The sequence below is a fragment of the Paenibacillus pasadenensis genome (genome assembly GCF_023715725.1).
Lineage (GTDB): Bacteria > Bacillota > Bacilli > Paenibacillales > Paenibacillaceae > Paenibacillus_O > Paenibacillus_O pasadenensis_A.
Genome location: NZ_JAMBOT010000002.1, coordinates 460272 through 482577, shown reverse-complemented (window position 1 = coordinate 482577; position 22306 = coordinate 460272). Strand labels below are relative to the sequence as shown.

General features: G+C 50.5%; 16 protein-coding genes. 7 read left to right on the top strand and 9 right to left on the bottom strand.

Annotated elements, in window-relative coordinates; all coding sequences use genetic code 11:
* Positions 1–40: 40 nt before the first annotated feature.
* Positions 41–610 (top strand): TetR/AcrR family transcriptional regulator, encoded by a 570-nt coding sequence (locus tag M3223_RS07535; protein ID WP_251560621.1) that lies wholly within the window; start codon positions 41–43, stop codon positions 608–610.
* Positions 611–697: 87 nt separating this feature from the next.
* Here M3223_RS07535 and M3223_RS07530 read toward each other — a convergent pair whose 3' ends face one another.
* Together M3223_RS07530 and M3223_RS07525 are read right to left on the bottom strand one after the other, a co-directional pair.
* Positions 698–1624: a sugar phosphate isomerase/epimerase family protein gene (locus M3223_RS07530; protein WP_251560619.1), complete on the bottom strand. Its 927-nt coding sequence runs from the start codon at positions 1622–1624 to the stop codon at positions 698–700.
* The gene (locus M3223_RS07525) at positions 1614–2423 is read right to left on the bottom strand and encodes a phytanoyl-CoA dioxygenase family protein (protein ID WP_251560617.1); all 810 of its coding nucleotides are present in this window, start codon (positions 2421–2423) and stop codon (positions 1614–1616) included. The genes M3223_RS07530 and M3223_RS07525 overlap by 11 nt, the downstream gene beginning before the upstream one ends.
* A 182-nt stretch (positions 2424–2605) precedes the next feature.
* Here M3223_RS07525 and M3223_RS07520 point away from each other — a divergent pair, with 182 nt between their 5' ends.
* Entirely contained in the window at positions 2606–3418 is an 813-nt protein-coding gene (locus tag M3223_RS07520; RefSeq protein ID WP_251560616.1) for a helix-turn-helix domain-containing protein, read from the top strand.
* An 85-nt stretch (positions 3419–3503) separates the two neighbouring features.
* Here the strand turns inward: M3223_RS07520 and M3223_RS07515 are convergent, their stop codons facing one another.
* The 3 genes from M3223_RS07515 to M3223_RS07505 form a co-directional block, all read right to left on the bottom strand.
* On the bottom strand, positions 3504–4544 hold the full coding sequence (locus M3223_RS07515) for a hypothetical protein (RefSeq protein ID WP_251560614.1): 1041 nt from the start codon (positions 4542–4544) through the stop codon (positions 3504–3506).
* Between the two features lie 191 nt (positions 4545–4735).
* Entirely contained in the window at positions 4736–10348 is a 5613-nt protein-coding gene (locus tag M3223_RS07510; RefSeq protein WP_251560613.1) for an S-layer homology domain-containing protein, read from the bottom strand.
* Positions 10349–10806: 458 nt separating this feature from the next.
* A complete protein-coding gene (locus M3223_RS07505) occupies positions 10807–13542 on the bottom strand; it encodes an adenosylcobalamin-dependent ribonucleoside-diphosphate reductase (RefSeq protein WP_251560611.1) in 2736 nt (911 codons plus the stop codon).
* A gap of 182 nt (positions 13543–13724) precedes the next feature.
* Here M3223_RS07505 and M3223_RS07500 point away from each other — a divergent pair, with 182 nt between their 5' ends.
* The 3 genes from M3223_RS07500 (at position 13725) to M3223_RS07490 (ending at position 17668) form a co-directional block, all read left to right on the top strand.
* Positions 13725–15566, top strand: coding sequence for a DEAD/DEAH box helicase (locus tag M3223_RS07500; RefSeq protein WP_251560609.1), 1842 nt, complete (start codon positions 13725–13727; stop codon positions 15564–15566).
* Positions 15563–16507, top strand: a complete 945-nt coding sequence (locus M3223_RS07495; protein WP_251560607.1) for a YqhG family protein — start codon at positions 15563–15565, stop codon at positions 16505–16507. Before M3223_RS07500 ends, M3223_RS07495 begins: the two co-directional genes overlap by 4 nt.
* Positions 16508–16666: 159 nt before the next feature.
* Complete coding sequence (locus tag M3223_RS07490) at positions 16667–17668, top strand: hypothetical protein (RefSeq protein WP_251560605.1); 1002 nt, start codon at positions 16667–16669, stop codon at positions 17666–17668.
* Between the two features lie 18 nt (positions 17669–17686).
* Here M3223_RS07490 and M3223_RS07485 read toward each other — a convergent pair whose 3' ends face one another.
* Positions 17687–17869: a YqzE family protein gene (locus tag M3223_RS07485; RefSeq protein WP_251560603.1), complete on the bottom strand. Its 183-nt coding sequence runs from the start codon at positions 17867–17869 to the stop codon at positions 17687–17689.
* A 126-nt stretch (positions 17870–17995) separates the two neighbouring features.
* Between M3223_RS07485 and M3223_RS07480 the strand changes: the two genes are divergently transcribed.
* Positions 17996–18739, top strand: coding sequence for an N-acetylmuramoyl-L-alanine amidase family protein (locus M3223_RS07480; protein WP_251560600.1), 744 nt, complete (start codon positions 17996–17998; stop codon positions 18737–18739).
* Here the strand turns inward: M3223_RS07480 and M3223_RS07475 are convergent.
* The 3 genes from M3223_RS07475 to M3223_RS07465 all read right to left on the bottom strand — a co-directional run bounded on the left by M3223_RS07475 (position 18704) and on the right by M3223_RS07465 (position 21551).
* Positions 18704–19537, bottom strand: coding sequence for a divergent polysaccharide deacetylase family protein (locus M3223_RS07475; RefSeq protein WP_251560598.1), 834 nt, complete (start codon positions 19535–19537; stop codon positions 18704–18706). The two genes, M3223_RS07480 and M3223_RS07475, sit on opposite strands and share 36 nt — an antisense overlap.
* A gap of 131 nt (positions 19538–19668) precedes the next feature.
* On the bottom strand, positions 19669–20004 hold the full coding sequence (locus tag M3223_RS07470) for a c-type cytochrome (RefSeq protein ID WP_251560596.1): 336 nt from the start codon (positions 20002–20004) through the stop codon (positions 19669–19671).
* Between the two features lie 119 nt (positions 20005–20123).
* Positions 20124–21551 (bottom strand): MDR family MFS transporter, encoded by a 1428-nt coding sequence (locus M3223_RS07465; protein WP_251560594.1) that lies wholly within the window; start codon positions 21549–21551, stop codon positions 20124–20126.
* Between the two features lie 113 nt (positions 21552–21664).
* On the opposite strand from M3223_RS07465, the gene M3223_RS07460 reads away from it, so the two are divergent.
* Positions 21665–22258, top strand: coding sequence for a TetR/AcrR family transcriptional regulator (locus M3223_RS07460; RefSeq protein WP_251560592.1), 594 nt, complete (start codon positions 21665–21667; stop codon positions 22256–22258).
* Positions 22259–22306: the final 48 nt, after the last annotated feature.

Genomic DNA, 22306 nt, shown 5'->3' with positions numbered 1-22306 from the left:
AATACGTTCGAAAAGCAACGTTTTGAAAGGAATTGATTGCATGAAAGAAGATGTTCGGGTATACAAAACAAAAAAAAATATTGCTGACGCATTTATCCATTTATTGGGTGAAAAGGATTTCATCTGCATCACAGTTAAAGAAATTTGCGCCTTTTCATTAACTAGTAAATCCACTTTTTACAGCCATTATATCGATAAATACGATCTGCTGGAGAAACTCGTCAGGCAGCACGCCGACTCGTTCAAAACGGGAGCTATGATGCGTTTTCAATCCATTAAACAAGGCAATGTCAATGGAGTGTTCGAAAAGATTTTGGATCAAATAACAGAGGATAAGGCGGTAATTTCCGCATTATTAGACGTACATATATCTTCGGCGGATTTTCAGGTGGAATTAGAGAGTATTTTATATCAAACTTGTTTATCCTTTCTGGAAAAGGAAAGCGCGTCGCAAGAGACATCGCTTGACTATCTAGCCCGGATGTATGCTGCCAATTCCATGGTAATGATACGCTGGACTTTAAAAAACGGTAAAGACAAACAAGCAGTTAACCTCGTTCATCAAATTCAGGAGTTTATTTTTCAAGATCTTCTCATGATTAAAAGCTGACTCTAGCATGGGGATGCCTGCATACCTTTAAATCCACTGAAAATAGCCGTGATCCCATTCCATTTGGAACGAAATCACGGCTAATTATTATTTTTCGGCGAGATGCAGCAGTTTATCGTTATTAACCTTCGCCCATAACTCCCGAGCCAATCTAGCAAACAGCAGAGACTGCGTCCAGCGATCGCTCAGCTCCCGCTTCACGCCGACCTCACCGCGCACGGTTATTGCATATAGCGGCGGACCCAGCTCGCACACAAACGGCAGCACGTCTCCTGCCTGCGCCGCTTGGCGCCAGTTGCTCATCCCACAAAGCCACCAGCGCAGAAAATGCTTCAGCATCGGCTCATCTGCGTTGCTTTCTGTTTCAATTTCAGCGATGCTGACGTCTGACGGAATGCCGACCTGGATCTGCTCCCCGTTGGAAACGCGCGCATGAATGCTCCTCGTCCGGGTAAGCAGCTCCTGCAGCAGCAGCTCTGCTTCGTCCGAAACACCGACCATCTCTCCGGCAACGACATAATGGGAGAAATCTATCGTCAATTCCAGCTTGGCAAGGCTCTGCACATACTCAGCCGTCCGCAGCAAATCCTGCGTAATCGTTCCGCGATGCGTCTCAATAAACGTCGGAATTCCTGCTTTGCGTGACACCTCAGCCATCTCGCCCAGCATCTGTACAGCAGGCTCTCCGGTCAAAAACGGCTTTAAAACCTGGACATTAACAAAATCAATCTTTCCAAATAAGTTCGCTTTATGCAGATATTCATCCAGCTCCCCCGCCGAGCTCAGGTGAGCGGTAGTGCTGTACGAAAGTCCGTACTGCTCCAATAGACGATTCCAGTCAGCAGCTTCTTCATCATCCGGCAGCCCGCCGTGAATACCGTCAAAACCGGCTTCAGCGATGCGCCGAACCTTTTCCTCCATGCTCCATTCAGCGCCTCCATTGTCCTGGCCCAGCCCGGTCATCCCCCACCAGGACATCAGCACCTCTAGCCGAGGCTCTGGATTAGTGCGCATAGGGCGACTCATGCTCCACTCCGCAAGGACCTCCGTCGGGATTGGTCTCCAGCTCTATTGTAGTTCCATCCGCGCGATACAGCGGGTTGTAATGCGATCCAATACGGGTAGCTGAGGCGTTAGCATAGTGGCAAATAAAGGAGCGGCGAAACCGGTCCTTCGTTTTATTGCGATAGGAGCCGTGAATCAGATTCCCGTTGAAAAAGAGCACGTCGCCCCGTTCCATTATGGCCGGAACTGCCTTGCGATCCTTTGGCGGCTTCACATAATGGGTCGTAAAGGACTCCTTTGCATCCGATTCATCCGGGCAAACGATATCGTAAGTGCTCGTTTTGGGCACGACCAGCAGCCCGCCGTTCTCCTCATCTGCCGCATCAACCGCCGTCCATGCAGCGATGCAATTGCCCGGTTCGACCTTTAAATAAAAATTGTCCTGATGCAGTGCTTGCCCGCGTGCGCCCGGCGGTTTGTAATAGAACATGCTTTGAGCCGCCAGCGGCTCCTCTTCAAACAAATCGGTCAGCACCTCTAGCACCGGCTGGTGCAGCATAAACCGTCTCGCGGTCTCATTAAAATGGTGCGGGTGCATGACCCGAGGATATCGCTTCAAAGGATCGCTTGATTGTTGATCGAGCTCTGGCTCAAAATAACCAGGAACGGCCTTTAGGCTAATTTCCTCAAAGGTCTGATCCATCTCCACCAGCTGTTCTTCCGTAAACAGGTTTTTGACGATTACATAACCTTCCGTGGCAAACTGCCGCTTCTGCTCATCCGTTAACACATGAAGATTAAAGCTCATTCGTGAGCCCTCCCTATCCTGCGGAATAACTCAAGTATAAAGCTGCAAGGCCGCTTTACAGAAGGAAGGATGCTGCTAACTATTCATACGATCCTGCTATCTTGGCGAATCCTCACTTGTGTGGGGCAGCCTGTTAAACTAAGCTATAGGTACCAATTCAAGGTGAAAAAAGGATGGTTCTCATGGAGCTCGACCGTGCATCCAATTTTGATAAACAGGCGAGCGGCGTCGTGATTGCCGGGCATTTTAACGAGTCCGATACTTATGAAACGAACCGCCCAGACGGAATGAGCGATTGGCTCATTACATTTACGCTGGACGGCGAAGGATTCTTCTTGGTCGATGGCCGGGAACAGCGCGTCAAAGCCGGCGATATCACGCTGCTGAAGCCTGGAACGCCGCATCGCTACGGCACGCCAAAGGGCGGGAGCTGGCATTTTGTCTGGGCGCATTTTGTTGGCGGGCATATGGATGCCGGCCTGCTTCCAAATGAAGCTCTCAGCAACCGGACAATCGAACAGCAAGCCGTGCGGAGCCGCATTTTAACCGCTTTTCAACGGATCATTTCCGATTCCAGAGAGCGCGGAGCTTATTGGCATGAGTTATGTTTAAGCGCGCTGCGGGAAATATTGATGCTGCTGGCCAAACAGCAAACGAGCGGATTGGATCCGCGTATTGAAGAAACACTCCATCTGCTCGCCCAGCGGATGCAGGAGCCGGTGCGCATCGAAGAGCTGAGCCGTTCCGTTGGGCTGTCTGCATCGCGATTATCGCATCTTTTTAAAGAGAATACAGGGGGATCAATTGTCGAGGCTTTAAACCGGATGAGGGTCAAACAGGCTGCGCTGCTGATCGCCCATATGAACCGGAGCGCAGCCGAAGCGGCTCATCTGACTGGCTTTCAGAATTACAACCACTTTACGCGGCAGTTCCGCAAGTACATGAACGTAACCCCAAGTGTTTATGGGAAAAGCTTTCGGGTGCAGGAGAGATGAGCACATACGATAATTCACCATAGTTACACAAAAAAAAGAGCTCGCTTCCCGCAGCAGCGCGGAAGTTGAGCTCTTTTTTGACTTTTCAGTAACTCAATGGTTCCAGAACATTTTCCTTGTTTGAAAGCAGGGTCAGCAGCTCTTCAAAAAGCTCTTTCTCCTTCGAGCGGATCTCCCCTAATTTGAAACAAAAATCAGGCACATCTATTTCAGCGTCTTTAACTAGACGTTTGACCAGAGTATTTCGTAAAATCAGCAAGTCGGTTTTCATTTTTTCGAATTCTGCCACCAGGTTCGTATCGCCCGGCAAATACCCGCAGCTTTCTAAATACTGAATCCGTTCAATCATGCATTTTTTATGCTCCCAAAGCATGTGAAGCGGTTTAACTTCTCTTCTTATATGTACTTCATGCTGCAGCTTCTCCATGTAATCGTCATAGACATCCAAGCCATACCGTACCTGTGCAGCGGATTGATGACTGGCGAAGGAAGTTTTGCATTCCAGATAGTCTTGAGCGTACTGGATAAACTGTTTTAGATTAAACTCTTTATAGGCGCTATAGATAAAATCCGTATTCGTCATTTTCCCAATTTTATCGAAATTGCTGCGAATCAGGCTGACGCAAGCATGATCGCCGAGCAGATAGGAGTCGATGAATTCGTCAAATGGAAAGGTAAGCTTGGCAAACATCCGGTTTTGATCAAAACCGATTGCGTATAACTCTTTTGCCTCCAAATCATATCCATAAATCAGATTTTGATGGACAAACGGCTGCAAGTTATACGAAAGCTTATTGGAGAGGTAGTTTTCATCCGTATAGGCTTCTACATAAATATTGCTGTCAATATGGCTGACAATAAAATCAATGATATTGGTTACGTTAAGCGCCGTTCGCTGCATGGTAAAGGATTGCTGCATGAAAGGATAAAACGATCCAATTCCGTCATAGGAATAAAAATCGATTTTAAATCCGTCGTTTACGAGATTATAATGCGAATAAAGTTGGATATAATTGCAAAGATATACCGGCTTGTACTCATCGTAATTCAACAAAATCGCTAGAGGATGCGCATGATGCAATAACCCGATAACGGGAGGAATCATAATCGGCAATTCTTTTTTCATCAACATTCCCCTTTCGATATGAGCTAACTTAGTTGGGGTTGTCTCGATGCCGCGCTCTTCATGCTTTTCATCCCATCCGTATCTTACTCTTTATCCCAGTAAAGTACAATATCTAGCAATTATCTCGCCAAAAAAAGCACCCCTGGAAGTCATCGAATCGCCGATGCCCGCTCCAAGGGGTGCGTTTTAAGTTACTCTGCTTTTACATCCGTTAATGCCGATTGCAGTAATTCATTCATTTCGCTATTTAACTTTAATAGATTCAGCACCATGACAACGGCTTCAGCGCGAGTCACTTTTCCGTAAGGCCGGAAGGTGCCGTCCGGATAACCGTTTACAATTCCCGCACCCGACGCTAACTGTACAAACGATGCAGCATATGCGCTGACTTGATTTGAGTCTTTAAACGCAGCCGTATTTTGTTCTGGCAAACTGCCTGCAGGAATCAAATGAAGCAGCATGGTGACCATTTCTTCTCTCGTAATGGTCTGATTCGGTCGGAATGTGCCGTCGGCATAACCGTTCGTGATGCCATGTCCCGCTAATGCAGCAATGGAAGAGGCAGCCCAATGCGAATTGATATCCTTTAACGACCACGGTTCCTTTCCGGTGTTTTCAATCTGCAGCAACTGCACGATTAAAGAAGCGAATTCACCGCGAGTAATCGTTCCATTGCCACGAACCGTACCGTCCTCATATCCGCGAATACCGCCTAATTTTGCGATTATTTCAATAGACTTAGCCGCCCAGTGGCCAGCCAAATCCGTGAATGTTGCGGCATCGTCTTCACCCGCTGCAAGCGCAAGCTGAGCACGAAAACGAGCGAATACTTTTTCAGTGTCAATGATATCCGGTTGAAACAACGGCTGGTCCCCATTTGGCGTTGGTGTTGGCGTCGGCGTCACTGTTGGTGTTGGCGTCGGCGTCGGCGTCGGCGTCGGCGTCACTGTTGGCATCGGCGTTGGTGTCGGTGTTGGCGTTACTGTCGGTGTAGGTGTTGCTGTTGGCGGAACAGCTGTAAACTTCACTTCCGCCTTTTGCTCCAATACGATATTCGTGTTAATGCCTGAAACGACAGCTTCAAATTGCACGTTCTCCGCATACTGATTTACAGCGGTAAACTCAGCCTGACCATCGGCATTTGTTACAGTCACTTCGCCTGTCACTTGTGCACGGCCGTTTAAAGCTTGCAACGAAACTTGGTAATCCGGTAACGTATGTCCGTAATCGTCCTTTACCGTCACCGTTATTTTCGCTTTGCTCGCTCCATCCGCTTTAACCTCGTTCGGTATCAATTTAATCGTTGAGGCCGAACGGCTTGCTGCTCCTGCAACATATGTGACCATTACCGTCCCCTGAAATTCCTTCTGTTCCGCCACATCAAACGCATGATAGGTACGGATCGCTATCGCTGTGCTGTTAACGAAAAACTTCGCCTGCCCATTCGTATCCGTAGCCGCACGCCAGCTGCGGTTTGTACTGCCCTCTACAAGCTCAATCTCGCGATTAGCCATGGGCTGACCTTCTTGATCCTTTACAGTCACCGTAATGGTTGCGTTTGTCGTTCCGTCCGCCACAATTGGCGCTTGCGCATCTGTAACGACGGTGGAAGCAGAAATGTCTACAGGGCTAGTCGTAAATTTCACCTCTGCTTCGCCAAGAAGCTGATCCTCCCCATTAATGGATACATACACTTCGTATCGCTTTGTTCCTTCCGTTTTTGCTACAGTAAAAAGGGCTTTTCCGCTTCCATCGGTTATTTGCTGCTCTATTGCGGCACCATCGTCCATTAACGAAACGGTTAAACCGCTTAATTGATGCTGATATGCATCTTGCACCGTTACTGTAATCGTTGCGTCAGCAGTACCGTACGTGACAACGATACTGGAAGCGTCGGCATCAGCATCTCCAGCTACAAAAGATAGATTAGCCCGTTGTTGAAGTTCGGATCCGGTAAGCACATCTGTTACATACACAGTGATATCTTCTACAGCTGAACTGGATACTTGAAAATTGGCAACACCGTCCGTACCGGTGACGGCAGCCCATTTCCGGTCCGCATCACCTTCTACTTGCAAGTGCAGATTCCGGTCTGTCACCAGCTGACCGTCCGTATCCCGTAAATAGACCGAAGCCGTAACAACGGACACGCCATCGGCCACAACCGTTGAAGTAGAGACCACAATGGTTGAGTTCTCCAGGTCCAGCTCTGCAGGTTCCGCATCATTTAGAATGATTTCATCCATTCGAGTCCAATGCGCCGCATCTTCTTTTACGGTAAAACGAATGTACTTCGCTTCCACTTCTTCAAATTCGACCGTTTGCTCGTTTACTTTATCGAGCTCACCCGTTTTAACCCACGTCGTTCCATCCGTAGATACTTCAATATCCGATTTCCCTAACAAGTCCGAAGTATTGTTTGCAACAAGCGTTACGGAATGGACTTGCATCGGATATCTTAATTCTAGCTGGATGTAATCGCCTGCGCTTTGGGTAGAGCCGATCCAGGTGAACGTATTTAAGTCGCCGTCTGCAGCGTTTTGCCAGGCGTATTCCGGTTTCCAAGGCTGTTTATTTGCAGAGACTACAATTTTATTTTCGGTTAACTTCTCCATTATTTGGGCCAGCTTGGAGTAAACCGAATGGATCCGATCCTGGTCGGATGTAAAATCGACGACTGCGAATTCCGCTTTGCGAATTGCTGCGTCATACCGTTTTAATGTCTCTTCATCAAACAAACTTCGGTCAACAGGGAAATTCATAAGCTCCGTAAGTTCTGCAACATCGCTTAATCCTTCTGGAATGGTTCCAGATTGGATAATGGTTATTTGCTCGTTCATTTTTTTAGATATCCAGCTCATGTGAACAACGTCTTTGTTTGTTATCGCTTTGTCTAATAGGTCGACATTGAAGGAAAAGCGCTCCATTAATTTTCTGTTTTCTTCTGTAATAACGGTTTGATCCAATAAATCGCGCGCATCCTGCAATAAACTGTAGATGTGGTTTAATCCTGCAAAGCTAAACACTTTAAATTCGGAAAAATTCCCGCTATAGTTGTCGCCAGGCGTTAACACAAACATTTGGAGCTGCTGATATTTGATGTACCTTGCTTTTTTATTATTGTTTAATTGAACAACATCCGTTCCTTTTGAACGGCCTTGAGCATTTAAATCTTCATGAACCATTTCCCAGTTCATCAAGTCGCTCGAAATATAAATCTGGTATTTAGTAGGTCTTTCAAGAAAATCAATTTCGATTCGGTCCATATCGTACTCTGCTCCTAAATCTACATAAAACCACGCGTTGTCTTTTCGTTCTAACGAAACCCTTGTGGCAGAATCTCCATCAACTGCGTTTGCGCCTAAAAACCGTCCTTCCACCTCTAAGCCGGATACTGTAGTTGGTTTATTCAGCGCCAGATTCCGATAGTCTAAGTTGTCTATTCCAGTCATTGAATCATAGGAAATAAATGTATTCGTAATCGAGAAATGATCGATCTTGCCTATTAAATCCTCACCGATTTTTTGAGTCGGTAAAATAAACGTTGAAGATTCCGGTGTTGTGAATTTGTCCTCCAAATAACTTGCGGTACCTTCATAAATTCCGTCAATATACAAATTCAACCCGCGTTTATCGCTAGTGAGCATTACATTTTGCCATCGGCCCGTTTCAATGTCCGCATCAAATATAAATCGGTAGCCTTTTCGTTCGTAACCGATTTTAGATGTTCCCTGATAATTTAAAAACATTTTTCCGTCCTCGCCATTAAATAACAGCGCGTTATCCTTTGTGTTTTCATCGACTAAAACATCAAATTTCACCGTATAAGGGAACCCTATGCTATTAAAAGGCAAGCTCATGTGGCCGCTTCCGTCAAACGCCAACGCATTTCCGCTTCTTCCCACTGTTGACTGTAAACCAACGATTTCTGCATCGTAATGGTTTAGCGAAAGATCAGCACCGGGATCGTTTGTTGTGTCGAAAGTATAGTCCGCAACCGTTTCATCAACGCTCGGAACAACTCTCCCCGGATTAACGCCTGGCGCTGTATCTGCTATTGCTGATATTCTGGATTTAAACTCAGCAAAAGCAGGGACATTATTATCGCTGCCATACCAGTTTTTTTCGCTCATCAGCATGATCTGATCCTTGAATCTCGTAAACAGATCAAATTCAGACATGCCCACTTTGCGGTCATTCCATAAAGCCGCTAACCCGCCTTCCAGAAGAGGATGGGCCGGAGAAACATTCGTTCCACCGCTTAACGTATTTACTCCCCAATCCTTGTAAAGACGCTCCAAAGGCAGGAAATCTTCGTATCCGGTGCTTGTTCCCGGCACGACATAGAGATCGTGGGATGAGTTAATAATGCTGTAGCCGTCCTTGATCATTTTAGGAAAATCAGCCCATGAATAGGCCCAGTAGTTGGTGCTGACTCGTTTGTCTACAGGGATGTCACCGACGATTCCTCCCCCGCCTAAAGAGGCCCACATGACGGGATGGAGACCTTTATCATTAATAAATTGGATCATTTCATCTAGATACACTAAAAAATCACTCGCAAACTTAGGCGCTCTATGATATTCATCCGCACCAATATGAAAATTATTGCTTTGGAATACAGGGTCATCGCCATCTAAAAATTCGTTAAGCATTTCTTTCACAAATGCGATTGCATTGGGATTCGCCAAATCGATATGGGATTCATCCAGCATGATTGACGGGTCATGCAAAGCGATAAATCCGCTATGAGCAGGAGTATCGATTTCCGTGAGGACATCAATTCCTAACGGCTTCACGTTTTTTTGGAATTGCCTGTATGCTTCTTGAGTGTAGGTCTCGCCTGGTTTATTTCCGGAATTCAGCAGCGGGAATTTTTTGCTTTCCACTCTGAGCGAGGAGGCTTGTTCACCGCCGTCGTCGTTAATATGAACTTGAAATCGATTTATTTTATAGTAGGCCATGTATTTCGCTATTTGTTCCAGGTAATCTAAAGGCATATAAAACCGGGCGACGTCAATCATAACCGCTCTTACATCATAAGCAGGATAATCTCGAAGCAAGCCTTTAGGAATGGTATGATTGTTGTTTTGCGAGGCAATTTGAGTTAGAGTTGTTCCGCCGTATAACAGACCTGTAGCGGTTGGGGCATCAATCTCGATCGTTTCATTAATGGAAATAGAATATCCTTCGCTGCGCAGTTCAGATGAATTGGAGTTTTTCAGATAAATATCTCCTGCAACGGGAGCTCCGACTTCAATCGCTACCTCCACACCAAGCATTTCTTTCATATAAAAAGCGATCGTTTCAGCTGCAGTCTGAAATTCTGCTTGTTCAATTTTAATTTTGCTTGTAGGAGAAAAAGTGAAATTCCCCTCATGTCCTTTCCATTCGCGAATTCCGGGAATAACGTTTGGCCGTGCATTATCGCCATTTTCATGATTGAATTTCCCTGGAACTTGAACGGTAACATCTTTATCGGATAGGAAAGCTTCGTCTTGCGGATTGGTTTTATGAACGACTTTGTACATGATTTTTACATTCATATCTTCCAGCGGCTCGTAAATAGTTCCGTCCAGATCAATGACCGAATCATTAGACGTCGCAGCTAATAACACCTTGTAGTTCGCGTTATTAACTGGGGGTAAAATCAGTTTATTGTTCGAAATGGAAGGCGCAACATTAATAATACTCTGCAATAAATCATCGGCATTGCTTGTGCCTTCCGCATCCGTTTTTACTGAAAAACCAGTCAGGACTAAAATAAAAGAAAACACAAATGAGAGCATGATTTTATAAGCCATTTTCATTCCCCTCCAATTAATATGAATGATGATCCAAAGCGTCGACGAGACACCACCTCCGTTAGTCATTTGCTGTAAATCAATTCCTTTTGCTGTGTGCTCTAATGATGGAAAATACGATATTGGCAGGCTCTAAGCATCGTTCATCTCGCCTTCTCTCGTTGGCTCGAGATGTATGCTCGAATGATTTTGATGAGTGTTCCATCTGTGGGGGAGTTTAGGTTAATCTTTTGACCAAGCTGCTTTCGCATAGAGGGGAATACCGTATTGATCGCATGAAATTTTGTAAGCGCTTCCGGATTAGTATACCTTTTCAGGACACCCGGAAAAATAGCTCTATTTTGGATTTGGTACCTCTATATTAGGGGCAAGCTTCACAAATAGAAACAGGGCAGTCCCGGTCACCTGTGTGACTTAATGGACAGCCCTGTTTAGATACTATTCAACTTACAACATTTTTACCCGCATCTGCTGTACCCGCAGTTGCCGCAGGTTTTGCAGCCTTCCACGTTCAGCAGCGCCGCGCTGCCGCAAGAAGGACACAGATCGAGCGAGCCGCTGCCGGTTGCGCCTGTATAAGCGTGTCCGCCTCCATCTGCTTGGGACAGACCGACTGCGCCGCCGTTCCCATAAGTCAATGCAGGCTCGTCCGCCAAAGCTGGAGCTTCCTGAGCGGCCGCTAGCCCGGCTTCATTGGCGTATGACGCCGCTTCCTCCCGCGAATAGCTGACATGCATCTCAAGAGCCTTAGCTACGGCATCGGCAATCGACTCGACCCGGTTTGCGCCAAAGCCGATTGCGCCGGAGCCGCCGATGCCTTTGAGATGTTTGGTCAGCAGCTCGACCTTTTGTCCGTGATCGCCGTAACGAAGGAACAGCGAGCAGACGCGTCCAAGCGCTTCCGCCATGGCAAACACGTCGGAGCCGGCTTTGCCGACGTTAAGGAAGATTTCCCCCGGCGTGCCGTTCAGGTCGTTGATTGTAATGTACGCCATGCCAAACGGCGTGTTTATTTTATAGGTCGCTCCGCGCAAAATTTGCGGACGGCGCTTGTATTCGTTATCGATGACTTTGCCCGTTGCGGCGGACGCGACCGGTTTGTCCAGCTGCGCTGCGCTTGCCGAGATCGCTGTGCCGGCCGTTGATGCCCCTGCGGCAGCAGCCGTTACGGACGCGCCAAAAGCTGCCGCCGCTTGCGCGCCTGCGTCCGAAGCTTCAACGATCCCCGCTCCCTCTGGCTCGCCCTTGGCGTCCTCCGCTTTCTCTTCCTTCGCCGTGCTCAGCACCTGCACGTCCCGGCTGCCGTCACGGTAAATCGTAACGCCTTTGCAGCCCAAATCATAGGCCAGCTCGTAGAGACGGGTCGTCTCTTCAACAGTGAAATCGGACGGGCAGTTCGCCGTTTTGGAGATGGAGCTGTCCACCCAGCGCTGAATTGCCGCCTGCGCCCGGATATGATCCTCTGCCGAAAGATCCATCGCGGTCACAAAATGCTCCGGCAGCTCCTCGCCGGGATGCGCGTCCTTCCATTCCTGCGCAATCGGCACCAACTGTTTGTCAAAGCCGAGACGGCTTTGCCGGAAATATTCAAAGGCAAAATACGGCTCGATGCCGGTCGAGGTGCCGACCATGGTGCCGGTGCTGCCCGTCGGAGCCTGCGTCAGCACGGTGACGTTGCGGATGCCTTGGGCGCGCACCGCCTCGCCGACTTCCGGGAAGCGCTCCGTCATATTTTTCATAAATCCGCTCTGTAAGTAAAGCTCCGCATCAAACGCCGGGAATGATTCCTTCTCCGCCGCGATTTCCGCTGAAGCCAGATAAGATTCACGGGCGATAAACGCATACAGCCGGTCAAGGAAGTCCAGCGATTCCGGGCTGCCGTAACGGATGCCAAGCCGGATCATCAGCTCCGCTAATCCCATCGAGCCGAGGCCGACACGGCGCTCGTTTTTCTGGTTTTTCTCGTTTTCCGCAAAATGATAAGGCGTCGTATCGATGACGTTGTCGAGGAAACGGACGGACCAGCGCGTTACGCGGCCAAGCTCCTCCCAATCGACGTCATGACGGCTTTCGTCGTAAAACTTGGACAGATTAATCGCCGACAGGTTGCAGACGCCCCAGGCTGGCAGCCCTTGCTCGCCGCATGGATTGGTACAAATAATCGGGTTAAAATACCAGCTGTTCGACATGTCATTGTAGTACTCCATAAACACAACGCCGGGCTCGGCCGATTTCCAGGCAGATTCCATGATGGTCGCCCACACCTCGCGCGCCTTGACGGTACGGTATGGCTGCACCGTTCCTCCCAGCTTGCGCCAAGCGGACAGATCGCCGTTCCAGTGCTCGTCATAAAGCGGATCCTTCGTGTCCGGGAATACCAGCTCCCACTCGCCGTCTTCTTTAACGGCCTTCATGAAGCCGTTGCTGACGCATACGGACAGATTGGCGTTTGTGACCTCGCCCATTTTTTGCTTCACCGTAATGAAGTCCAGCAGATCGGGATGCCAGTCGTTAATCATGAGCATTAACGCGCCGCGCCGGCTTCCGCCCTGCTCAATCAGTCCGGTTGTGTAGCTGAACAGTCCGCCCCAGCTGACGGAGCCGCTGGAGGAGCCGTTCACTCCGGCAACGACAGACCTGCGCGGACGAAGCGAGGACAGATTAATGCCGACTCCGCCGCCGCGAGCCATAATTTCGGTCATTTCAGCCAGCGTTTGCATAATGCCGCCCCGGCTGTCATGCGGCGATGGGATGACGTAACAGTTAAACAGCGTCAGCTCGTCGCTCGCTCCCGCACCGGCCGCGATGCGTCCGCCAGGCACAAGCTTCCAATCCTCCAAAATATAACGGAAGCGCTCCTCCCACAGCTTGCGGCGCTCGGTATCCGGCTCCGCCGAGCTCATCGCCTTGGCGAGCCTGCTCCACATTTCCTCCGGCGTTTTCTCCGCTGTAAGCGTCAGCTTTTCTACGTCGGATTCCACCACTGCTCCGCTGCGCGTGCGTACGGTCGCTTTTGTCCCGCTGCGGCCAATGATCTCTCCAACTTCCTTGGTCGGAAATTTGGGATCATCCTTCGTCAGCACAAGCACCGTGTCGCCTGTTCTCGCTTCCCGCGGATCGGCCTTTTTCCAGGCGTACCGGTCGAGGAAAATTTTTTCGCTTAGCCCTTCCAGTCCCGTTACCTTCGTTGTCATCGTATTCGCCACTCTCCCTTGGTTTGTACGATCATGCCTTCCATATCTCGTGTCTCATTTTCAGTATACCCTACTAGATATTGATTTGCATGTTGTTGTTCATCCGTTGATTAAACGCTTATTGAACCTCGTTCCTTGGGGCATACTGGAAGCATTGAAGACAAAGAGAGGGGCCGAGAGAGATGACAAGAACCGTCAAAGAAGGCGGAGCGGGACGGCTGCATCCGCTCGTCGATCTGCGCATGGACCGCGCCTGGTTTGAGGAGCTGCAGTCCCGGATCGACCGCAACGGTCCTTGGGATGATTGGACGTTGTACCAGCTTGCCATGGAGGCGGAGCACTCGCGCCGTATCGAAAGTTTTGAAGAGCTGCAATGCGTCCGGTTCCTGAACGGCCTGGAGCCGATGAAACATCAGACCGATACTGCTGTGCGCGTGCTGCACGATATGGGCGGCAGAGCGATTTTGGCCGACGAGGTCGGGCTTGGCAAAACGATTGAGGCCGGACTGATCCTCAAGGAATACATGGTGCGGGGGCTTGTGCGCAAAGCGCTCATCCTTGTTCCGGCATCGCTGGTCCTGCAATGGGTACGCGAGCTGAATACCAAATTTGGCATCACCGCCATTGCGCAAAAACGCGCGCACACATGGAATTACGATGTTGTGGTCGCCTCTATCGACACCGCCAAGCGCGACCCGCATCGGGAGCTGCTGCTTGGCACCGACTACGACATGCTCATTATCGACGAAGCGCATAAGCTGAAAAATAAAAAAACGACCAACTATCAATTCATTACACAGCTGCGCAAAAAATACTGCCTGCTGCTGACCGCCACGCCGGTGCAGAACGACCTGGAGGAGCTGTACAACCTCATTACGCTGCTTAAACCGGGCCAGCTCGGCGGACACGGCGAGTTCGCCTCCAACTTTGTTGTTGGCAAACGCACGCCGAAAAACGAAGGCCAGCTGCAGGAAGCGCTGTCGTCGGTGATGATTCGCAACCGGCGCGGCGAGGGCGACGTGAAGTTCACCAAACGGATCGTGCGCAACATTCCGCTGCAGCTTTCCACCGAAGAAATGAATCTGTACGAGGCGGTCACCACCTTCGTGCGAGAGCGTTATGAGGAAAGCGGCGGCAATCTGACGAGCATGCTGTCCATGGTGACGCTGCAGCGCGAGGTTTGCTCCAGCCGCGATTCCGTGTTTCTGACGCTGGTCAATCTGTTCAAAAAGACGGCCGAGGATTCACCGGTACGGGGTAAGATCTGGGAGCTGATCGAGGTCATCAAACAGATCAAATCCAACACCAAAGCGGAAAAAGCGATGGAGCTCGTCCGCGAGAGCGACGGCAAGGTCATTATTTTCACGGAATACCGCGCCACGCAGGAATACTTGCTGCAATATTTTCGGGGCTCGGACATAACGGCTGTTCCGTACCGGGGCGGCATGGGACGCGGCAAAAAAGACTGGATGATGGATCTGTTCCGGGGACGAGCCCAGGTCATGATCGCCACGGAAGCCGGCGGCGAGGGCATCAACCTGCAATTTTGCAGCCGCATTATCAACTTCGACCTGCCCTGGAACCCGATGCGGGTTGAGCAGCGGATTGGACGTGTGCATCGTCTCGGCCAAACCGAGGATGTGCAGATTTACAATCTGTGCACGCTGGGAACAATCGAGGAGCATATCGTGAATCTGCTGCATGAAAAAATCAATATGTTCGAATCCGTCATCGGCGAGCTGGATCATATTCTGGAGCGTTTTGAACAGGAAGAGACGATGGAGCAGCGGCTGGCCCGGGTTCTGCTGGAAGCCCGCGACGAGAAGGATCTGACGCAAGGCATCGAGCATCTGGGCCATTCCATCCGCAAGTACGCGGAGCAGCCGGCGGAAACGGAAAACACCGCTATGCCTGAAGAAGCGGAAGCCCCCGCTCCCCGTAGAGGATCCCGAGCCGCGCGCCGCCATGCGATCAACCGCCTGCTGGACGGCGCATCAACGATTGTGGAGGTCGATTCGCCTTGAACGACAAACAAATTCAGCGTTTTGTCTCACGCTATGTGGATGCCACCGGCTCCCGCATCGTAGAAAAGTCGCCTGCTCATATGACAGTTAAGCTCTCCCCCGCCGCCGACCGCGAGCTGACGAACCGGCCCTATTACTGGAGCTACGTTGATCGTGCCGGGGTCGAGCCGGAAACGATGACCTATCTGTTCGTTACCGACAGCAAACGTTACGACGAACAGCAGCTTCGCCAGGCGGAAGCGGAAGCCTCCGCCGAGCTAGGCGCGCTGGACCAGGCGGCGCATGATGCGCTCAGCCGGTCCATCGGATTTGTGCATGGGGCTATCAACGGCGTTCGGACGCCGCGCGAGGATCTTTATTTTGGCTCACGCAAGCTGGATCAGCTGTTTGAAGCAGCCCGCGTTGGGGGCAGTTACGTGTATCTGTTCCAAGAGCCGGAGCGCCGCTCTCTCAATCCGTTTGATTCCATCGCGTACACGGCTTGGCTTGGAGTCAATTTGCGGGTGGAATTCGCCTGCGATATGAAACGCGAGGAAATCCATTCCTACGGAATCTCGCTTGCGACAGGCAACATCCAGGAGAACTTCCACGAACGTCTGTCTTCGCTGCGGCTTACGCCTAAGTTACCTGCCAATGTGCATACGGCCCGCAACGGGTTTACGCTGGCACGGGCTCTTGCAACGGTGGAAGCGCATTTGGAGAAAAAGCTGCGCGGAGCAGATTTCAGCTGGGCGGAAGGGGCTGCGCGCAGGCTGGAGGAAGAGCTTGCTATTTTGGCTCATTATTACGAAAAAATGCTGGAATCAGCAGAGGATGAGCATAAGGACGCAATAGCAGCCCAATATGAGACAAAACGTCAGGAAATCCGCTGGCAGTATGAGCCGCGGGTGACGGTTTCCGCGATAAACTGCGGAGTTTTTCATCTTGAGGGAATCGACTGACCAATTGCGCTAGAGAACGGCAAGAACAGTCAAAGGTCGCCCGCCAGCATGCAACAGCCTTCGCCGGCGGGCTTGTCTACAATAAAGGTATAGACCGGTTGGACCGGCGACAGCATTCGGGCTATCATAGCCGCTACGATGATCGGAGGAAACGCCATCATGAATCTGAAAGCAAAAGCAATTGTTGCCGCTTCGCTTGCCCTGCTGATTTGTACTACCGCAGCCGCTGCGGCAAATTCTGATGCTTCACCTGCCCAACGTTCTGTTCGCAGCGCTTCCAATCAAGGAAGCGAATTTATGAATTCGCTGAAAAAGCAAGCTGCGGCTTGGCAGGACGAGCTGTCCGCTCAACCGGAATTCGCTGCCTGGAGCGGGGCCGCTTTAAAGCTGGAGCCGCTTGGGCCCGGCGGGCACTCTTGGCTGGCAACCGTAACAGACGCCGGAACCGGCCAGTCCGTCGGTTATATGATTGTGCACGCCAAACCGGATGGCGGCTTTACGCTTGGCGAGTACGGAGCAGGAGATGCTCCGCTTTTTGAAACCTCCCGTTTGGAGGAAGGGCTGCGCAAAGCCAATTTAACCGTTGCCAAACGCAGCAAGCTGTATATATCCCCTGCTGTTTCAGTGTGGAGGCTGACCGATGCAAAAGGCCGGAATTATTATGCCGACGCTTCGTCCGGGGAAGTTTTGCCGCTGCACGATAATCAGTGGCTGATGGAGGCGGCTGGGAAAGCCGCCTCAGCCGCACGATTGAAAGCAAAAAACACCGGCGCCCGCCATTATGTGAACGCTTCCAAATATGCACACGCCAAATTTGTTGCCGCTCAGCCGTTAACGGGCTCTATCATGCCAAAATCAAAAATCCGCAAAGCAATTTTGCTTAAACCTGACGATCCATTCCGGAGACTCGCATGGCTGATTGAGCCTGCGTTATCCGACTCCAGCAAACAGCGTCTGCTTTCCCTGATGGATGCGGGCCGCAGAATCGATTATTCAGCCGAGCTATATGGCGGGTCCATCCGGCTGATTGGACAAGCTTACGGGTATCATAGCTGGTCGGATGGACGGAATTTTGGCGCTTTTTCCATTGCAGGCGCGGAAGGCATCCGTTATTGGCCGTTGGAAGAGGCAGCCGCTTCAGGAAGCTTTTATCCCGTGTAACGGCAAGCTTCTAATCCATTAACGCCGAAAACCGCGCAGCCACATCGAAATTCCCATGCCTGACATGCCAAACCAGCGTGTCAGCCATGGTTCTTTGCTTTGTTTGCGATGCTTGCGGTTTTCCTTATGCACCTTGCGGGGAGTCTCGACATAACGAACAAAACGCACCGTGATATCCTTAATCCACTCTTCGGAATCCATATGATTCTCCCCCTTTTCCTCAATAACCTTAGTATTTCCGCTGCCGTCAGCCTTCAAACGCGAATAGTTCCTCCTCTTCGTGGAAAAGTATGTAGGAACTTGAACTTGCGGATGGAGGATTCTTTCATGAAACTAGCCAAACTGGCTGGCGCAACACTTGCGATTTGCCTCTTTTTTGGATATTCGGATTCCATGTACGCCGCTGCCCTGGCTGCCGCGCCTGCAAATGAGCAGGATAACCTGCCGTTTACAGCGCCTGGGCCGAATTACCGCGGCGCGCTTCCTTACGCGGAAGTATTAATTGACGCCGGCCATGGCGGAATCGACGGCGGAACCTTTCACGAGGATGTTCTGGAAAAACATATTAACCTTGCGGTATCCAAAAAGCTTCATGCTCGGTTGCAGCAGCTCGGTGTCAGCTCCGTCCTCAACCGAAGCGACGATTATGCTTTAAGTGACGATAACCGCTGGCTGGGCAGCCGTTCTCGCCATCAAAGGGATTTATCTCAACGCACGGAGTTAACGCAAGAAATTCATACCGGCTTGCTCGTCAGCCTGCATGTCAACTGGTCGAAGCGCTCTGCCGCTCATGGACCCGTTGTCCTGCATCAAAAAAATCGCGGAGAAAGCGCTCTGCTCGCCTTATGCATTCAGGATGCGCTCAATCAGCAGCAAAAAACAAACGAGCTGCCGAGAGCCGGCAGCCCGTTTTATTTGTTAAACACCGTCAAACAGCCTGCAGTTATTGTGGAAATGGGCTTCATCAGCAATGAAGCGGACCGGCGTATGCTTACATCGGACAAAGGCCAAGACAAACTTGCCGAAGCGATTGCCTCAGGAGTTCGGCAGTACAAGCTTTTCTTCCGCTGAAGCAGGCAGCAGCTCGGAGGCGCGCACAAAGCGGGTTCCGGACATTGAAGCTGCCGCTTGGCGAAGCGCCGTGGAGGTTAATACGCCCGGAACGCCAACATGCCCGATCGTTATGCAATCCGCCTGCTCCTTGGATTTTTTCATCAGAACGGTGATTTGCTTGGATATATGGCCTGCGGTGTAAACATCGTCCAGGAAAACATCGTTATTCAGCAGCGGGACGCCAAGCTCCTTCGCTACTTTAGGAATTACGGTTTTGTAGGTCGTACGGCTGTCCAGAAAAAATAAGCCGCGCTCTTTGCAGACGGCCAGCACCACCCGCATGATCCGCTCGTCCGCCGTAATTTTGCTGCCCATATGGTTGTTCATGCCAACTGCATGCGGCACTGCCTCAATTGCCTTTTCAACCGCCTGCCGCACCTCGGCGTCCGTCATCGTACTGACCAGAGCTCCGGGTCCAAGCCATGAGCGCTTGCCCTGATTCGGCTCCATTGGCATATGCACGATAACGTCAAGGCCAAGCCGATGAGCCTCCTCCGCATCCTCGCGGGTTGTGGGCATAAAGGGCATAACCGCCGCCGTTATAGGCACCGGCAGCTTGAACATTTCGTCTGTCCCCTTCATGTTGTTGCCAAAATCATCGATGACGACGGCAACTCTTCTCTGCTGAACCGATTCAGCCGCAGTTTCGCCGATTGTTGCTGGAGCGTCGGAAACAGCCTCTGCGGAATGGACACTTGATTGCAGGAGCATAAAAGCTAGCGCTGCTGCCGTAGTGATTCGCTTAACTCGCTTCATTCACGGTCTCTCCCTTCCCTTGTTAGGATGGTAAAGTCATTTTGCTCCGTCAAACGGCGAATATGCGCCGCTCCAAGGAGGGAAGATCCGTCAATTAAGCTGGATTTTGGGCTGCATGCGCAGCTGTTCTCTTATTTTTTCTCGGCGAGCCAGGTAGCTAGCTTGTCAATCTCTTCCGGTTTAAGACGTTTTCCGAAGCTTGGCATTCTGCCTTTGCCGTCGCGGATCGTCTCAATCAGCTGATCTTTGGTCAGCGCGCTGCCAATTTTCTGCAGATTCGGACCGGAGCTGCCCTGCAAGGAGCCTCCGTGACAAGACATGCAGTTGCGTTTGTAAAGCGGCATCGGGTCGGACTCCGAGACTTGTTTATCTGCGTTTCCGCCTGCCCCGGAGCCGCATCCCGCAAGCATTACAACAGCTGCACATGCAGCGCCGAATTGAACCCATTTTTGTTTTAACCTGCTCATTTTTTACCTCCGAATTTGTTCATATTGGGCGTATTATGCCCGGGCAACAGTCAAAAAACCTTCCGGACCTCGTCCGGAAGGCTTGGCACATTGTACCGATACCGCTTAATTCGACACGATTAGCGGTTTTCCTTTTTCACTCTTGGCAGCATCGCCGCCGGAATTAACGCCAATGCCGATAAGGCAATTGACCACTTGAACGTATGATCAAACGCGACAGCTGCTGCAGCCGCATCATGAGTCATGACCGAATCAAGCTCATTCTGCAATATAATCGCGATAACCGAGGCTCCAAAGGCCCCTCCGATTTGCTGCATAATGCGCGTGGTGCTGCTGGCATGCGGAATATGTTTTGGCGATAGCCCCACATAAGCAGAAGCCATAACCGGCATAAATACGGCTCCAAGCCCTGCTCCGCGCACAATTAAAGCAGCACATAAATAGAAATAACTCGTATCTGAGCCGACCTGGGTGAACGGCAGCGTTCCAAGAATCGTAAGCAGCGTTCCGGCAAGAACAACGGGGCGAGAACCGATCCCATCCGTTAATTTTCCAGCCAGCGATCTTGTCAGCAGCATTCCGATTCCTTGCGGGACGAGCAGCAAGCCTGATATAAGCACGGACTCCCCGCGGATTTGCTGAAAATAAAGCGGCATCAGCAGCATCGCCCCGTAAGTAGTCAACCCGGATAAAAATAGCAGCGCAGAGGATACCGTAAAGGAGCGCACCCGGAACAGCTTGATATCAAGCAGCGCCTTGTCTCCTTTCTTTAGCGCATAAACGATAAAGCCAGCTAACAGCGCCAGTCCAGCCGCTACGGGAATCAACACCGCCGCATGCCCAAAGCCATGGCTGGAGCTTACCTCTCCGAGCCCATAAATGATAAGCACAACAGCCGGCGACAGCATGAGCAATCCCAGCAGATCGAGCCGCAGCGTTTTGCCCTCGCTTTTTTCATGAGGAAGCCCTCTCCACGCCATAACGATTGCAACAACACAGAGAGGAACATTTACGAAAAAGATCCAACGCCAATTCAGATGATTAATGATTAGACCGCCAAGCACGGGGCCCAAAATGGGTCCGAGCAGCGCCGGCAAAGAAACTGCAGCCATTGATTTGCCCATCTTTTGCCCGTTTGAAGCGCGAACGCCCATCGTCTGCATAATTGGCATTAACAAACCGCCGCCGATCCCCTGAATAATACGGAAAACGATCAAGCTTTCTATGTTCCATGCGAAGCCGCATAACACAGAGCCAAGCAAAAACACCAGGAGCGAAAACAGCCACATCGGTTTGCCGCCAAAACGTTCCACCGCCCAGCCGGTGATAGGAATGACCATGCCGAGCGCCAGCAAATAGCTGGTAATGACCCATTGAATGGTCGAGACAGTCGTATTAAATTCACGGACCAAAGTATCAATGGCCACATTGGTTATAGTCGTATCAAATAACGGTGCCAAAATGCCAAGCATTAAAATGAACATCATCTTTTTCGAAGCCGCTTCGTTTGAGGCCGGATTTAGCGCTGTGGCGTCTTGTTTTCCCATGACAATCACTCCTCGATGAACATATAAGATACTTTAAGTTTCTTATTTGAGTTTATGATATACTGCCCTTATAAGAAATGCAACGTATTTTATTTGAGAGGTATGAAGCTAATATGTCAAATACTCAGGAACAAGACAAGCTGAAAACGCGCCGCAGAGGCAAGGAGCTGGAAGCGGCCATTTTGCAGGCGGTAAGAGCTGAGCTGAAAGAGCGTGAGTATGCCGCTGTCACAATGGAGGGCATCGCCGAAAGGTCAGGAACGAGCAAAGCGGTGCTGTACCGCCGCTGGGCCAACCGTGCAGAAATTGTGCTCGCTGCAATCAGGGAGCGCGTTCCCCTTCCGCTTGAGGAAGTTCCAGACTTCGGTAATGTTAGAGATGATGTTTGCGGCATTCTGCGTTCGATGAATCTGAACAATACGCAGCTGTTATCCAAGGCGATTTACGGAATTATCTCGGAGCTCGGCGCAATGCCGCTCGCCTCTGTGCTGTTCCCTGAAGGCCGCTCAAGCAGATCAATGTCGATTGTGCTGCAGCGGGCCGTTGAGCGAGGGGAAGTATCGGGAGAAGCCGTTACACCCCGTTTGCTTACTTTGCCCATAGACCTGGCACGTAATGAAATCATTTTGTACAATGAACCGATGTCTGAAGAAACGATTGCTGAAATTGTGGACCAGGTGTTCCTGCCGCTTATCCAGAAGCGTTGACGGTGCTTGCAGCAAAAAAAGGCTTCCTATCCGCTATTAGAAGCGGCA

What these genes read in the sequence shown, in the direction of transcription:
- M3223_RS07535 (WP_251560621.1), top strand. Translation starts at nt 41, where the DNA reads ATGAAAGAAGATGTTCGGGTATACAAAACAAAAAAAAATATTGCTGAC.
- M3223_RS07530 (WP_251560619.1), bottom strand. Translation starts at nt 1,624, where the DNA reads ATGCGCACTAATCCAGAGCCTCGGCTAGAGGTGCTGATGTCCTGGTGG.
- M3223_RS07525 (WP_251560617.1), bottom strand. Translation starts at nt 2,423, where the DNA reads ATGAGCTTTAATCTTCATGTGTTAACGGATGAGCAGAAGCGGCAGTTT.
- M3223_RS07520 (WP_251560616.1), top strand. Translation starts at nt 2,606, where the DNA reads ATGGAGCTCGACCGTGCATCCAATTTTGATAAACAGGCGAGCGGCGTC.
- M3223_RS07515 (WP_251560614.1), bottom strand. Translation starts at nt 4,544, where the DNA reads ATGAAAAAAGAATTGCCGATTATGATTCCTCCCGTTATCGGGTTATTG.
- M3223_RS07510 (WP_251560613.1), bottom strand. Translation starts at nt 10,348, where the DNA reads ATGGCTTATAAAATCATGCTCTCATTTGTGTTTTCTTTTATTTTAGTC.
- M3223_RS07505 (WP_251560611.1), bottom strand. Translation starts at nt 13,542, where the DNA reads ATGACAACGAAGGTAACGGGACTGGAAGGGCTAAGCGAAAAAATTTTC.
- M3223_RS07500 (WP_251560609.1), top strand. Translation starts at nt 13,725, where the DNA reads ATGACAAGAACCGTCAAAGAAGGCGGAGCGGGACGGCTGCATCCGCTC.
- M3223_RS07490 (WP_251560605.1), top strand. Translation starts at nt 16,667, where the DNA reads ATGAATCTGAAAGCAAAAGCAATTGTTGCCGCTTCGCTTGCCCTGCTG.
- M3223_RS07485 (WP_251560603.1), bottom strand. Translation starts at nt 17,869, where the DNA reads ATGGATTCCGAAGAGTGGATTAAGGATATCACGGTGCGTTTTGTTCGT.
- M3223_RS07480 (WP_251560600.1), top strand. Translation starts at nt 17,996, where the DNA reads ATGAAACTAGCCAAACTGGCTGGCGCAACACTTGCGATTTGCCTCTTT.
- M3223_RS07475 (WP_251560598.1), bottom strand. Translation starts at nt 19,537, where the DNA reads ATGAAGCGAGTTAAGCGAATCACTACGGCAGCAGCGCTAGCTTTTATG.
- M3223_RS07470 (WP_251560596.1), bottom strand. Translation starts at nt 20,004, where the DNA reads ATGAGCAGGTTAAAACAAAAATGGGTTCAATTCGGCGCTGCATGTGCA.
- M3223_RS07465 (WP_251560594.1), bottom strand. Translation starts at nt 21,551, where the DNA reads ATGGGAAAACAAGACGCCACAGCGCTAAATCCGGCCTCAAACGAAGCG.
- M3223_RS07460 (WP_251560592.1), top strand. Translation starts at nt 21,665, where the DNA reads ATGTCAAATACTCAGGAACAAGACAAGCTGAAAACGCGCCGCAGAGGC.